Origin of the sequence: Streptomyces sp. NBC_00986, from assembly GCF_045162565.1 — a bacterium.
Taxonomy (GTDB): Bacteria; Actinomycetota; Actinomycetes; order Streptomycetales; family Streptomycetaceae; genus Streptomyces.
Map to the genome: position 1 here is coordinate 2,127,239 of NZ_CP108733.1, position 14,919 is coordinate 2,142,157.

Consider the following 14,919-nt stretch of genomic DNA (forward strand, 5'->3'; position numbering starts at 1 on the left):
ATCCGTGAGCAATAGCGTCGACGCTATTGTTGACGATTTGGTCGAAGACTTTGGCCCGATATCGCTGACCAGGCCCGGAGCCGACACCCGCCACAACGTTAGCTTTCTTTTTGCGCAACTCATTGATTGTACCGACCGTTAGGTCTAATTTATCGGCTCTCTGGACCTTCGCTCCGCTCACTTACGGAAGGCCGCCGATGTCCCAGACCCAGCTCGCTCCCCCACGGGACGACGAAAGACCACCCTCGACGACCCGCAATGTCCTCGTCATCGTCGCTCTCGTCTGGACCGTCCAACTGGTCGCGCTCATCGCCGCGTTGTCCGGCATCGCGCAGGCCGACGTCGCGATCCACTTCAGGACCACCGAGATCGCGTGGTTCACCCTGATGACCCTGCTGACCGGGACGTTCTTCCTGCCGTTCGCGGTCAAGGCCGCCGCCGTCTTCGGCAAGAAGCGCGTCCTGCTCGCCGCCACGGGACTCGGCTTCGTCGGCGACCTGGTCGCCGCGGTCGCCACCGACTACCGCACCCTGCTGATCGGCCGCGGCATCGCGGGCATCTACGCCGCGAGCGCCCCGCTCGCCTACGCCATCACCCGTGACGTGTTCCCGCGCAAGTGGGTCGGGGTCGCCAGTGGGATCCTGGCCGGCGGTGTCGGTCTCGTCGCGTTCGGTGGACCGTTCCTGTCCGGCTGGCTGCTGGACGACTACGGCTTCCGCGGTGTCCTGTGGTTCATGGCCATCAGCACCGCCGTCAGCTTCCTGCTGGTCGCGGCCTTCGTGCCGGAGAGCCCGATCCGTGCGGCGGCCGGCCGGATGGACTGGGCCGGCGGAATCCTTCTCGGCGGCGGCGTCACGGCCATCATCTACGCCGTCGGCCAGGGCTCGCACTGGGGCTGGGGCAGCGGCAAGTTCATCGGCTACGTCGTCGGAGCTGCGATCGCGCTGATCGCCTTCGTCCTCGTCGAACGCCGGGTCGCGGAGCCCCTGTTCCCGCTCTCCATGACCCGCCGCCGCCCGGTGTGGACCGTTCTCCTCGCCACCTCCATCGCGGCCGGCTCGCTCAGCGCCGTCGGCGTGGTGATCCAGCTCCTGATCCTGATGCCGAACATCCCCACCATCTCGGCGGGCCTGGGCTGGTCGGGAACCCACAACGCCATCGTCACCAGCCCGATCAGCGCCATGATCATCCTGGGAGCCGTCGGGACCGGCCTGATCTCCCGCCGGGTCGACGCACGCATCCTCCTGGGCACCGGCGCCGCGCTCGCGGTCCTCGGCTACGGCATCGGCACCCATCTGCACCACAGCGCCCCGCAGATCATCGAGATGGGCGTGATCGCCGGACTGGGGACGGGCATCGTGATGGCGATCGTGCCCATCATGATCATCGAGGTGGTCACCCCCGAGGAGCAGGCACTCGCCAACGGTGTCCAGACCCTCGGCCAGGGCGTCGCACAGATCGTCGTCTCCCAGCTGGCCTTCGTCGTGATGGCGCAGCACGGGGCGGTCCTCAAGGGCACCCAGTTCTACCTCGACGCCGGTTTCACCAACGGGCTCTGGCTGGTGGTCGGTTGTGTCGCCGCGGGCGCGCTGCTCGTCGCTCTGATCCCCAAGAGCAAGCGCCTCGACGAGGTGGAGGTCGGCCAGGCGGTCGCCTGACACCACCGGTACAACCACGCATATGCGGAAGGCCGTTCTGCCGGTGACGGACGAACGGCCTTCGGCGTACGGCCGGTTCAGTCGCTGCGCACGTACTCTTCCGCCGCGTCCAGCAGCCAGTCCGTCAGATACCCGGCGAAGGACGAGCGGACCAACACCCAGAATCCGGCGCCGGGTTCGTCCCGGGCGACCAGCACGACCTGGGCGCGGGCCAGGGTGGTCTGGGCGCAGCGTCCGGGGGCGAAGGCCCGCGGGTGCAGGTCCAACGGGCAGCCGTGGGCGAGCAGTTCGCGGGCGCGGGCACCGGAGACGAGAAGAGTGGTCCGCTGGGCGGAGACATCGGTGACGGCGACGTGTTCGTCACCGGCCGCCGCCCGGATCCGGTGCTCCACGTCCCGCTGGGTGTCCGGCGCCCCGACCACCAGCCACTCGTCCGGCCCGAGCCACAGCACGGTCAACTCCCCCGACCGCACCACCGTGTTGGGCTCAAGGGGCAGCGACAGACCGAGCGCGAGTCCTACGGCGTCCGCCGCCGCGCCTTTCGGGTCGAGCCGGAGGTTCACCTGGGCCAGGAAGGGCAGTTCGGCCAGCCGGACCGCGCCGCCGGAGGAACGGGTCGTGGCCGCCAGCCGGTCTGCGGCGCCCGCGAGAGGGCTGCGGCGCGGGACGGAAAGGGCGGTGTCAGCCATCGCGGCGGGCTCCCTCGGGGTCGTAGAGGACGGGGCTTGCGACGGTGACCGGGATCAACCGGTCGCCCACGGGGGCGTAGAGGCGTTCGCCGATGCGGTCGCGGCCGCCCTTGATCAGGGCGAGGGCGAAGGTGCGGCCGAGGGCGGCGCTGCGGTAGCTGGAGGTGACGTGGCCGAGCATCGGGACGGGCGGGGCCGGGAGCACGCTGTCCGCGACCAGTTGGGTGCCCTCGGGGAGGAACGCGGCGGGGTCCTCGGGGAGCAGGCCGACGAGGTGTTTGCGGTCGGGGCGGACGGCGTCGGCGCGGGCGTAGGAACGCTTGCCGATGAAGTCGGGCTTCTTCTTCGACACCGCCCAACTCATGCCGAGATCCTGGGGAGTTACCGTACCGTCGGTGTCCTGGCCGATGATCGGGTAGCCCTTCTCGGCGCGCAGGACGTGCATGGTCTCGGTGCCGTACGGGGTGATGCCGAAGGGTGCGCCGGCCTCGTACAGCGCCTCCCACAGGGCGAGGGCCTCCCACGGTGACACGTTGATCTCGTAGGCGAGTTCACCGGAGAAGCTGATCCGGCACACCCTGGCCTCGATGCCTGCGACGGCCGTGTCCCGCCAGGCCATGAACGGGAAGTCGTCGTTGCCGACGGCGAGTTGGGGCGCGAGCGAGCCGAGCACCCCGCGGGAGCGGGGGCCGACCAGGGCGACCGTGGCCCACTGTTCCGTCACCGAGGCGCAGTGGACGCGGAGTTCGGGCCACTCGGTCTGGTGCCACTCCTCCATCCAGTCGAGTACGGCGGCCGCGTTGCCGGTGGTCGTGGTGACCAGGTAGCGGTCCGGGGCGAGGCGGATGGCCGTGCCGTCGTCGAAGACCATGCCGTCCGGGCGGCACATGACGCCGTAACGGATCATGCCGACCTTCAGGTTGCTCATCATGTTGGTGTAGAGCCGGTCGAGGAAGACGGGTGCGTCCGGGCCCTGTACGTCGATCTTGCCGAGGGTGGAACCGTCCATGAAGGCGACACCCTCGCGGGCGGCCGCGCACTCGCGGAGGACGGCGGTCTCCATGTCCTCGCCGTCGCGCGGGTAGTACCAAGGCCGTTTCCACTGGCCGACGTTCTCGAACAACGCGCCCTGCATGACGTGCCAGTCGTGCAGCGCGGTCGTCCGGATCGGGTCGTGCAGAGCGCCCCGGTCGCGGCCGGCGAGGGTGGCGAAGGAGACGGGGGTGTACGGCGGGCGGAAGGTTGTCGTGCCTAGCAACGACACGTCCACGCCCAGGAGTTCGGCCACCACGCCGCTGGCCAGGACGCCGGAGGTCTTGCCCTGGTCGTTGGCCGTACCGGCCGTCGTGTAGCGCTTGGTGTGTTCGACCGAGTTGAGGCCGGCGGCGGTGGCTCGGGTCAAGTCGGCGACGGTGACGTCGCGTTGGAGGTCCACGAAGCGGGGGGCGTCGGTGGCGACGCCGGGGACGTCGAAGACCTGCATGGCGGGGGTGCGGGGTTCGGGGGCGATCTGCGGGAGGCGGGGGGGTTCGGCGGTGTAGCCCTCGGCCTCTATCGCCCGGGCGCCTGCGGCTGCGCCTTGCAACAGGACTCCGGCCAGGTCGAATTCGCCGTTCGCGCTGCCCGCGACCTCGACTGCCTGTCGGCAGGTGTCCGGGACGAAGGTGCCGAGGGTGTCGTCGTAGCGGAGTCTGCCGCCGGCCTGGCTGAAGAGGTGGGCGACCGGGTTCCAGCCGCCGGAGACCAGGAGGAGGTCTGCGGTGAACTGCCTTGTCGTGGCCGGGGTTTCGCCGTACGGGGCGACCGTTGCGGCGGTCAGGCGCGGGGTGCCCTCGGTGCCTACGACTGCGTGTCCGGGAAGTACCTCGATGCCTGCCTCTCGCGCTCGGCTCGCCCACTCCGTCGGCGCCGACGGGCGCGTGTCCACTATCGCCGCGATCTGTACGCCTGCCGACGCCAGGTCCAACGCGGCTGCGTACGCACTGTCGTTGGTGGTGAACACGACTGCGTTACGGCCGGGGAGGGCGCCGTAGCGGTTGACGTACGCGCGGGCCGAGGCGGCGAGCATCACTCCGGGGCGGTCGTTGTCCGGGAAAGCGAGGGAACGTTCGTGGGCGCCGGTTGCCAGGACCACTCGGCGGGCTCGGATGCGCCAGACGCGTTCTCGGGAGACGTGGGTGGGGGCTGCTGCGCCCAGGTGGTCGGTGCGGCGTTCCACTGCCAGGAGGTGGTTGTCGTCGTAGTGGCCGAAGACGGTGGTGCGGCGGAGGATGCGGACCTCGGGGGCGGTGGTGAGGTCTTCACTCAACTCGGTTACCCAGTCGAGGTGTTGGGCCGTGTCCAGGAGGCTGCCGCCCAGGTCGGGGCGGTCGTCGGCGAGGATGACGCGGGCTCCGGTGCGGGCGGCGGCGGCCGCGGCTGCCAGGCCGGCTGGGCCTGCGCCGACCACGAGCAGGTCGCAGTGGGCGTGGACGGCGTCGTAGCGGGCGGGGTCCGGTTCCGTGGCGAGGCGGCCCTGGCCGGGGAGGCTGGTGGCGACCAGGCCGTCGTAGAGCTCGACCGTTGTCGCGGGGAGCATCGGCTCCGGGAAAGGGGCCTCGATCTGGATGACGGCGTTGGGTTCTTCGACTCCGGCGGTGAAGATGCCTCGGGGGCGGCCGAGTTTGATGCTGGTGCCGGTTTGGATGACGCCGTTGGCGAGGAGGGCGGAGGCGAGGGTGTCGCCCTTGTAGCCCTCGTATTCGGTGCCGTCGAAGGTGAAGGTGAAGGGGGTGTCCCGGTGGATTCGGCCGTGTGTGGGGTGGCGGAACGGATGAGTCTCGCCCCCGCCGCCCCTACCCGTCCCATCCTCCAGGGGCTCCGCCCCTTCGACCCCGCTCCCAGGGGGCTCCGCTCCCTGCACCCCTGTCGGCCCTGAAAGGGCCTCGTCCTCAAACGCCGGACGGGCTGATTCTGTGGGCCCGTTCTGAACAGTGGACGCCGTACGGGCACCCGGAGAATCGGCAACCGACCCCCGCCCACTCACCGTTGGCCGCTCCTCCCCCGCCCGGTACACCCCCAGAATCTCGTTCGTCGCCGTGTCCCGTACCGCGTTGAACCACCGGCGGCACCCCGCCGCGTGGTTCCACCGTTCCGCGAAGGGGCCCTTGGGGTTGTCGCGGAAGAAGAGGTAGCGCGCCCACTCCTCGTCGGTGAGGGCGGCGGGGTTCTCGGGGTAGGCGACGTGGGCCTGGCCGCCGTAGTGGTACTCGGCTTCGTCGCGGGGCCCGCACCAGGGGCAGGGGATCAGCAGCATCGTTCGGCTCCCTAGTGGGCCACCGCGGCAGCGCCGTGCTCGTCGACGAGCGCGCCGGTGGTGAAACGGTCGAGCGAGAAGGGGGCGTTGAGGTGGTGAGGGGTGTCGTGGGCGATCGTGTGGGCGTAGACCCAGCCGACGCCCGGGGTCGCCTTGAAACCGCCCGTTCCCCAGCCGCAGTTGAGGTACAGGTTGTCCACCGGAGTCAGGCCTACGATCGGTGACGCGTCCGGGGTCACGTCCACGATGCCGCCCCACGTGCGCAGGACGTGCGCACGGGCGAAGACCGGGAACAGCTCCAGGGCCGCGGACATCTGTTCCTCGATGATGTGGAACGCTCCACGCTGGGTGTACGAGTTGTACGAGTCGATGCCCGCGCCCATCACCAACTCACCCTTGTGCGCCTGGCTCACGTACACGTGGACCGCGTTGGACATGACCACCGTGGGGTGGACGGGTTCGAGGAGTTCTGACACCAGCGCTTGCAACGGGTGGCTCTGGAGCGGGAGTTGGATGCCCGCCATGGCTGCCAGGACCGACGTGTGGCCTGCCGAGCACAGTGCAACCTTGCCCGCCGCTATCGGGCCGAGTGTGGTCTGTACGCCCACCACCCTGCCGTCGACCATGTCCAGGCCCGTGACCTCGCAGTTCTGGATGAGGTCGATGCCGGCCGCGTCGGCGGAGCGGGCCAGGCCCCAGGCCACGTGGTCGTGTTTGGCGATGCCGGCGCGTGGTTGGTAGGTGGCTCCCATCACCGGATAGCGCACGTCCGGTGAGGTGTTGACGATCGGGCAGACCTCCTTGACCTGCCGTTCGTCGAGCCATTCCGCGTCCACGCCGTTGAGGCGGTTGGCCTCGACTCGGCGCACGCTGTCGCGGACGTCCTGGAGGCTGTGGGCGAGGTTGAGGACTCCGCGCTGGGAGAAGAGGATCGGGTAGTCCAGTTCCTCCTCCAGGCCCTCCCAGAGTTTGAGGGCGTGTTCGTAGATGCCGGCGCTCTCGTCCCAGAGGTAGTTGGAGCGGATGATCGTGGTGTTGCGGGCCATGTTGCCGCCCGCGAGCCACCCCTTCTCCAGCACCGCGACGTTGGTGATGCCGTGGTTCTTCGCCAAGTAGTGCGCAGTGGCCAGGCCGTGGCCGCCGCCGCCCACGATCACCACGTCGTACGAGCGTTTCGGCTCGGGTGTGCGCCAGAGCCAGTCGGGGTGTTCGGGGAGGTCCGCGCCCGGGGTGCGGGGGGTCGTCATCGGGGGTCGCCTTCCTCGGACAGGTGCGGGTAGAGCGGGTGCTTCGCGGCCAGTGCCTCCGTGCGGGCGCTCAAGTCCCCTGTATTGGGCTCTGGTTGGAGTGCCAGCGCGATCACGTCCGCGACCTCTGCGAAGTCCTCCTCCGTGAAGCCGCGCGTGGCCAACGCCGGTGTGCCGATACGCAGGCCCGACGTGACCATGGGCGGGCGTGGGTCGAAGGGCACCGCGTTGCGGTTGACGGTGATGCCGATCTCGTGGAGCAGGTCTTCTGCTTGCCTGCCGTCCAACTCCGAGTCGCGCAGGTCTACGAGGACCAGGTGGACGTCCGTGCCGCCGGTGAGGACCTTCACCCCGGTGGCTGCCACGTCGGGTCGGGTGAGGCGTTCCGCGAGGATGCGGGAACCCGCCAACGTACGCGCCTGGCGTTCCGCGAACTCCGGTGACGCCGCGACCTTGAACGACACCGCCTTCGCGGCGATGACATGCTCCAGCGGGCCGCCCTGCATCCCGGGAAACACCGCCGAGTTGATCCTCTTGGCGAGGTCCGCCTCGTTGGTGAGGATGACTCCGCCGCGTGGACCGCCGAGGGTCTTGTGTGTCGTCGTCGTGGTCACGTGTGCGTGCGGGACCGGGTTGGGGTGCAGGCCTGCGGCGACCAGGCCCGCGAAGTGCGCCATGTCGACCATCAGCAGGGCGCCCACCTCGTCGGCGATCCGGCGGAAGGCCGCGAAGTCCAACTGCCGTGGATACGCCGACCAACCCGCGATGATCATCTGGGGGCGGTGTTCCTTGGCGAGGCGCTCCACCTCGTCCATGTCGACCAGGTTGTCGGTCTCCCCCACGTGGTACGGCACCACGTTCAGCATCTTGCCGCTGTAGTTGAGGCGCATGCCGTGGGTGAGGTGGCCGCCGTGCGCGAGGTCCAGGCCGAGGATCGTGTCGCCGGGCTTCAACAGGGCGAAGAACACTGCCGTGTTGGCCTGCGCGCCCGAGTGCGGCTGCACGTTCGCGAAGCCCGCCCCGAACAGGGACTTGACCCGCTCGATCGCCAACCGCTCGGTGACGTCCACGTGTTCGCAGCCGCCGTAGTAGCGGCGGCCGGGGTAGCCCTCGGCGTACTTGTTGGTGAGGACCGAGCCCTGCGCCTCCAGCACTGCGGAGGGGGCGAAGTTCTCGGAGGCGATCATCTCCAACGTGGACTGCTGGCGGTGCAGTTCGGCGCGGAGCGCGGCGTGGACCTCGGGATCCAGTTCGGCCAAGGGGGTGTTCAGCGCGTTCATACGGCGTTCGTGTCCTTCCGGCTAGCCGCGGAGGCGGGACATCGTCGGGTCGAACAACGGCTCCTCGGCTACGACGGCCTCGACGCGCTGGTCGAAGTAGCCGATGTGCAACTGGGCGCCGGGGGTGGCTAGTTCGGCCGGGAGCCAGGCGTAGGCGATGCCCTTGCCGATCGTGTAGCCGTGGGCGGCGCTGGTGACGTAGCCGACGGCGCGGTCGCCGTCGTAGACCGGTTCCTTGCCCATGACGACGGAGTGCGGGTCGTCGATGGTGAGGCAGGTCAACCGGCGTCGCACGTCGGTCTTTCGGCGTTCCAGTGCCGCCTTTCCGAGGAAGTCGCCCTTGTCGAGCTTGACGGCGAAGCCGACGCCGGCCTCGTAGGGGTCGTGCTCGTAGGTCATGTCGGTGCCGAAGGAGCGGTAGCCCTTCTCCAGGCGGAGGCTGTTGAAGGCGCCGCGTCCGGCGATGACACCGCCGAGGGGCTTGGCCGCCTGCCACAGGGTGTCCCAGAGTTTCTGGCCCTGGTCGGCGGTGGTGTACAGCTCCCAGCCGAGTTCGCCGACGTAGGACAGGCGCATGGCGGTTACCGGGACCGTTCCAATGAAGGCGTTTTTCGCGCGGAAGTACTTGAGGCCCTCGTTCGTGAAGTCCTCGTCCGTCAGGGGCTGGAGGACCTTGCGGGCGAGTGGGCCCCACAGGCCGATGCAGCAGGTACCGGGGGTGATGTCGCGGACCTGGACCGTTCCATCGGCGGGCAGGTGGCGGGTGAACCAGTCCAGGTCCAGGTTGCCGTTGGCGCCGACCTGGAAGCGGTCGCGGGCCAGGCGGGCGACGGTGATGTCGCTGCGGATGCCGCCGTCCTCGTCCAGCAGGAGTGTGTACGTCACCGAGCCCACCGACTTGGCGACCTTGCCGGTGACCAGGCCCTCCAGGAAGTCGGCGGCACCGGGGCCGGTCACCTCCAGGCGCTTGAGGGCCGTCATGTCGTACATCGCGACCGTTTCGCGGGTGGCCTGCGCCTCGGCGCCGACGATGGGCGACCAGTACTGGGCGGCCCAGTCGTTGGGGGTGGGGATCGAACGGCCTTCCAGCAGGGCCGAGTTGGCCTCGTACCACTGCGGGCGCTCCCAGCCGTTGGCCTCCAGGAAGACCGCGCCGTGTTCCTGCTGGCGGGTGTGGAAGGGGCTGGTGCGGATCGGGCGCGGCTTCCCGGACGGCTGGAGGGGGTGGAGGATGTCGTAGACCTCGACGAAGTTCTGGCAGTCGCGGGCCAGGACGTATTCGGGGGCGAGTTGGTGCTGTTCGAAGCGGTTGACGTCGCACTCGTGGAGGTCGAAGGACGAGCAGTAGCCGTCGACCAGCCACTCGGCCATCGCGCGGCCGACGCCCGCCGAGTGCGTGACCCAGACCGCCTCGGCGACCCAGAAGCCCTTGACCTCCGAACTCTCCCCGAGGAGCGGGAAGTTGTCGGTGGTGAAGGAGAAGAGGCCGTTGATGCCCTCCTCGACCTTCGCGTCCTTCGTCGCGAGGAGCAGGGACTGGGTCTCCGTCCAGGCGGGCGCGAAGTCGTCCTCCGTGAACTTGAGGACGGAGGGCATGTCGTCGGCCTCGCCGACCGAGAGGATGTCGTCGGCCGAGATGGGCATGGGGCGGTGGCCGTAGTAGCCGATGCCGATGGCGTCGAAGCGGTCGCGGTAGTAGAGGTCGGCGTCCTGGTGGCGCAGGATCGGGCGGACGGCCTCCTCGGTCTGGCCGGCGAGGGCGGGCACTGGACCGGTCCAGGCGAGTTGGTGTCCCAGCGGGGTCAGTGGGAGGTTCATGCCGACCATACGGGCGATCTTGGGGCCCCAGATGCCGGCGCAGCACACGACGATGTCGGCGGGGACCTCGCCCTGGTCGGTGAGGACTCCGGTGACGCGGCCGTCGGTCTGCTGGACGTCCAGGACCTCGTGGCGGGCCAGGAAGCTGACGCCGCGCTCCGTGGCCCGGCGGATCTGCGCCTCGACGGCCACGACGGCTTTCGCGAGGCCGTCGGTGGGAACCAGGAGGCCGCCGAGGACGCGGTCCGGGTTCACCAGCGGGTGGTGCTCGACGCACTCCTCGGGGGTCAGCAGGCGGGCCTCGATGCCCCAGGCGGTGATCCAGCCGTGGCGGCGGTGGAGTTCGGCGACGCGCTCGGGGGTGGTGGCCACCTCGAGGCCGCCGACCTGGAGGAAGCAGGGCTTGCCGTCGACGTCGAGGGAGCAGAACTTCTCGACCGTGTAGCGGGCCAACTCGGTCATCGTCTTTGAGGAGTTGGTCTGGAAGACCAGCCCTGGCGCGTGCGAGGACGAGCCGCCGGTGGCGGGCAGCGGGCCCTGGTCGACCACGGTCACTTCGGTCCAGCCTCGCGCGGAGATCTCGTCCGCGAGCGCCGCCCCCACGACGCCCGCTCCGATGATGACCACTCGGGGTCCCGCCATCGCCGCACCTCCGGCTAGAAAGCAATCCAGTTGCTGTCTGCGCAACATGCTTCAGGTTGCGCAACTCAATGTGCCCGGCGCGAGGAGCGGGTGTCAAGGGGTCCCGTGACGTCGGACGACGCCCCTGTCACCGGCCGGAACACGGCAATGCCCGACGGGCGGCACGCATCCGCGCGCACCGCCCACCGGGCATGGTCAACCGTGTTGTTCCGCCGCCTACTTGAGCCAGGCGTCGACCTTGTCCTTGTTGGCGTCGACCCACTTCTTCGCCGCGGCGTCGTCGGACAGCTTGTCCTGCGCTATGTACTTGGCGACGGTGTTCTGGTCCTCGTTCGTCCAGTTGAAGTTCTTCACCAGGTTGTAGGCGGGGCTGCCCGACTTGGCGAACTTCGCGCTGACGATCTTGTCGAGGTCGTAGACCGGATAGTCGCAGGCGATCTTCGCGGCGTCCGCGTCACAGCCCGTCTTGTACGCGGGCAGCGCCACCTTCTTGAGCGCGACCTCGGACAGGAACCACTGCGGCTCGTAGAAATAGCCGATGACCCACTGCTTGTTCTTCTCGGCGGTGCGGAAGGCCTGGATGAGCGCGGTCTCGCTGCCCGCGTACACGACCTTGAAGTCCAGCTTCAGGTTCTTCACCAGCGCGGCGTCGTTGGTGACGTACGACGGGTCCCCGTCGAGGAGTTGGCCCTTGCCGCCCGACTCGGAGGTCTTGAACTTGGACGCGTACTTGTCCAGGTTCTTGTAGTTGAGGATGTCCGGGTGGGCCTTGGCGAGCCACGGCGGCACGTACCAGCCGATGATGCCTTTGTTGCCGGTCTGGCCGGCCTCGACGGCGGTCTTCTGGCCGGTGATGTACTTCTTCTTGAGGTCGTCGTGACCCCAGTTCTCCAGGACCGCGTCGACCTCGCCGGTGCCGAAGCCCTGCCAGGCGATCTCTTCCTTCAGGTCCTTCTTCTCGACCGTACAGCCGAGTTGGTGCTGCGCGACGTACGCGACGACCGCCGCGTCCGCCTCGTAGCCCACCCACGGATTGACCGCGAGGTTGAAGGTCCCGCACTTGCCCGAGCTGCTGCTCGATCCGGAGGAGGTGTCGCCGACCTTCGCCCCGCCGCACGCGGTGAGGGTGAGGCCGAGAACGGCCAGGCCGGCCGCGCCGGTTCGCCAGTGTCTTGCCATGGTGTCGTGCTCCTTTAAGCGCTGGTTCGGCGCGCGGCCGCCTGAGTGATCCGGTCGAACATGACTCCGAGCAGGACGATGGCGAGCCCCGCCGCCAGCCCCTTGCCGTACAGCTCGCCCTGCGAGAATCCGGCCACGACGTCGTAGCCGAGGGCGCCGGCTCCCACCAGGCCGCCCACAACAACCATCGACAGCACGTAGATCAGGCCCTGGTTGGTCGCGAGAGTCAGGGCGCTGCGTGCCATCGGGAGTTGAACCTTGGTGATGATCTGCCAGGTGTTGCACCCGGCCGCCGTGGCCGCCTCGACGGTCGTCTCCGGTACGGCCCGCACGCCGTCGGCGGTGATCTTGATGGCGACCGGCACGGCGTACACGACGGCGGCGACGATCGCGGTGAAGCGCGTCGCCCCGAACAGCGCGAGGAACGGCACGAGATAGACGAACGGCGGCATGACCTGCGCCGCGTCCAACGTCGGCCGCAACAGCCGGTCCACCATCGCGCTGCGCCCCATCCACACACCGAAGGCGATGCCGAACAGCATCACCAGCACGGTCGCCACGATGGTCGAGGCCAGTGTCGTCATGGCGTCCGACCACACGCCGGTTCCGACAAGCAGGCCCACGCACACGGCAGTTGTGACCCCGGAGCGCCAGCCCCCGACCACGACAGCGATCCCGACCAGGGCCGCGCCGACGAGCCACCACGGGGAGTCGGTGAGGAGCGACTGGAACGGGTTGAGCAGTCCGTTGGTGATCGCGTCCCGGAAGGCGTTGGTGATTCCCGACAGGTTGTCCTGCGCCCAAGTCGTCACGCTGTCCGCCGCGTTGGCGATATGGGTGCCGGTGGTGCCGTCGCCGGGGAACTGCGCCGCCCAGAGGTAGGTGTGCGACAGATAGATCAGGACCACGACGCCCACCGCGCCCGAACCGAGCAGCGGGCGGCGCCACTTGAGGAAGCGCCCGCTCGAATTCCGGGCCTGTTCCGCACGCGTGCTGGACGCGGTGGTGACCCGGTCGAGGACGATCGCCATGACCACGATGGCGAGGCCCGCGTTGAAGGCCGTACCGACATCAAGGGATTGCAGTGCCTGCATGACGGTCTTGCCGAGGCCGGGTGCGTCGATCAGGGCCGCGATGGTGACCATCGCGAGGGCCGCCATGATGGTCTGGTTGACGCCCATCACCACGGTCCGCTTGGCCATCGGCAGCAGCACCTTGATCAGCGACTGCCAGCGCGTCGACCCCATGGAATCCGCCGCTTCCACGGTCGTCTCCGGCACGGAGCGGATGCCGTGCGCGGTGATACGGATCGCGGGCGGGGCGGCGTAGATCACCGTGGCGATCACGGCGGAGGCCGGGCCGATGAGGAAGATCAGGGTCAGCGGGGCGAGGTAGACGAAGGTCGGCATCGTCTGCATGAAGTCCAGGAACGGCGTCATGATCCGGTTGACCCGGTCGGACAGCCCCGCCCACACCCCCAGCGGGATCGCGAACAGCAGCGCGACGAGGACCGCCGAGAGGGTGAGCGCCAGGGTGTCCATGCTCTCCTGCCACAGCCCCTGGAGCCCGAAGAAGGCGAAGCCGGCCATGGCGAGGAGAGCGACCCGCCAGTTGCCCACGGCCCAGGAGACGAAACCGGCGATGCCGACGACACCGAGCCAGCCGATCTGCGGCAGCGGGCGGTCGCCGCTCGGCTGCGAGATCAGGTCCTGGACGAAGGTCACCAGGTTGTCGATGACCAGCCGGATCTCGTTGAAGAAGTAGAGGAAGAGCGGGTTGGAGTTGCGGTTGGCGCCGACCGAGTCGTTGAGGTCGTTGAACCACCGGTGCAGTCCGGTGAGATCGGCCGCCGCGAGCGTCAGCGTCTGCTTCCCGCGCAGCACGGCGAACAGCACCAGCCATACGACGACGATCGCTCCCACCATCATGGGCCGGGTGACCTTGCGTCGCGGGTTCTTCAACTCCGGTGGCGCGTCCGCGACTTGCTGTGCGGGCTCCGGTTTCTCCACGGCGACGGTCATCACGCGTCGCCCTCCTGCCCGGCGACGACCGCGAGGATCTCCTCGTCGCCGACGATGCCGAGCAGCTTGCCGTTCTCGACGACCTTGACGGGCTTGTCGGCCGCGAGCACCGCACGCGTGGCCTCGCGTACGACGACGTCAGGGCCCAACTCGGGTCCGTCCAGGGGGTCTTCGTCCACTGCGGGGCGCATGATCCAGCGCAGGGTGAGGACGTCACCACGCGGCACGTCCTTCACGAACTCTCGGACATAGTCGTCGGCGGGGGCGCCGACGAGCTCGTCGCCCGTCCCGCACTGCACCATCTTGCCGTCGCGCATGATGAGGATGCGGTCGCCCAACTTGAGGGCCTCGGACAGGTCGTGGGTGATGAACACCATGGTCTTGCCGACCTCGTGGTGCAGCCGGATGACCTCGTTCTGCATGTCGCGGCGGATCAGCGGGTCGAGCGCGGAGAACGGTTCGTCGAAGAGGAGGACGTCCGGGTCACCGGCCAACGCCCTTGCCAGACCGACGCGTTGTTGCATTCCGCCGGAGAGCTGGTCGGGGTAGGAGTTCTCGTATCCGGAGAGTCCGACCAACTCGACGACTTCCAGGGCCCGTTTGGTGCGCTCGGCCTTGCTCATGCCGCGGATCTCCAGGCCGAACGACACGTTGTCGACGACCCGGCGGTGCGGCAGCAGACCGAAGTGCTGGAAGACCATGGAGAACTTACGGCGCCGCAGCTCGCGCAGCCGCTTGGCGTCCGCGTCCCGGATGTCCTCGCCCTCGAAGACGATCTCACCGGCGGTGGGTTCGATCAGCCGGGTCAGACATCGCACGAGGGTGGACTTCCCGGAGCCGGACAGCCCCATGACGACGAAGACCTCGCCGGGCGAGACCTCGAAGTTCACGTCGCGTACGGCGGCGGTGCAGCCGGTGCGGTCCATCAGCTCACGGCGGGTGAGCCCGCACAGTTCCTCGGAATCGGGTACCTGCTCTGCCTTCGGCCCGAACACCTTCCACAGCTTGCGCACGGATATGACCGGGGTGGGGGCCGCGTCCTGGGGAGTGCCGCGCCGCTGCGGCACCTCGGTCTGTGCTGGGGTCACGA

Annotated in this window: 9 protein-coding genes; 1 reads left to right on the forward strand and 8 read right to left on the reverse strand. The window is 68.9% G+C overall.

Annotated features, from left to right (window positions below; genetic code table 11):
• Nucleotides 1–197: 197 nt before the first annotated feature.
• Nucleotides 198–1,658, forward strand: a complete 1,461-nt coding sequence (locus OG504_RS09325; protein WP_405989350.1) for an MFS transporter — start codon at nt 198–200, stop codon at nt 1,656–1,658.
• A 77-nt stretch (nt 1,659–1,735) separates the two neighbouring features.
• Here the strand turns inward: OG504_RS09325 and OG504_RS09330 are convergent, their stop codons facing one another.
• The 8 genes from OG504_RS09330 to OG504_RS09365 form a co-directional block, all read right to left on the reverse strand.
• Nucleotides 1,736–2,347 carry a sarcosine oxidase subunit gamma gene (locus OG504_RS09330; protein ID WP_405989351.1) on the reverse strand — a complete coding sequence of 204 codons (612 nt, stop codon included), beginning with the start codon at nt 2,345–2,347 and terminating at the stop codon, nt 1,736–1,738.
• Nucleotides 2,340–5,642: a sarcosine oxidase subunit delta family protein gene (locus tag OG504_RS09335; RefSeq protein ID WP_405989352.1), complete on the reverse strand. Its 3,303-nt coding sequence runs from the start codon at nt 5,640–5,642 to the stop codon at nt 2,340–2,342. Before OG504_RS09335 ends, OG504_RS09330 begins: the two co-directional genes overlap by 8 nt.
• An 11-nt stretch (nt 5,643–5,653) precedes the next feature.
• On the reverse strand, nt 5,654–6,889 hold the full coding sequence (locus tag OG504_RS09340; protein WP_405989353.1) for a sarcosine oxidase subunit beta family protein: 1,236 nt from the start codon (nt 6,887–6,889) through the stop codon (nt 5,654–5,656).
• Entirely contained in the window at nt 6,886–8,169 is a 1,284-nt protein-coding gene (gene glyA / locus OG504_RS09345) for a serine hydroxymethyltransferase (RefSeq protein ID WP_405989354.1), read from the reverse strand. Before glyA ends, OG504_RS09340 begins: the two co-directional genes overlap by 4 nt.
• Before the next feature lie 21 nt (nt 8,170–8,190).
• Complete coding sequence (locus OG504_RS09350; protein ID WP_405989355.1) at nt 8,191–10,629, reverse strand: FAD-dependent oxidoreductase; 2,439 nt, start codon at nt 10,627–10,629, stop codon at nt 8,191–8,193.
• 216 nt (nt 10,630–10,845) lie between these two features.
• Nucleotides 10,846–11,808 (reverse strand): ABC transporter substrate-binding protein, encoded by a 963-nt coding sequence (locus OG504_RS09355; protein ID WP_405989356.1) that lies wholly within the window; start codon nt 11,806–11,808, stop codon nt 10,846–10,848.
• Nucleotides 11,809–11,822: 14 nt separating this feature from the next.
• Nucleotides 11,823–13,829, reverse strand: coding sequence for an ABC transporter permease (locus OG504_RS09360; protein WP_405989357.1), 2,007 nt, complete (start codon nt 13,827–13,829; stop codon nt 11,823–11,825).
• Nucleotides 13,829–14,917 carry a glycine betaine/L-proline ABC transporter ATP-binding protein gene (locus OG504_RS09365; RefSeq protein WP_405989358.1) on the reverse strand — a complete coding sequence of 363 codons (1,089 nt, stop codon included), beginning with the start codon at nt 14,915–14,917 and terminating at the stop codon, nt 13,829–13,831. Before OG504_RS09365 ends, OG504_RS09360 begins: the two co-directional genes overlap by 1 nt.
• Nucleotides 14,918–14,919: the final 2 nt, after the last annotated feature.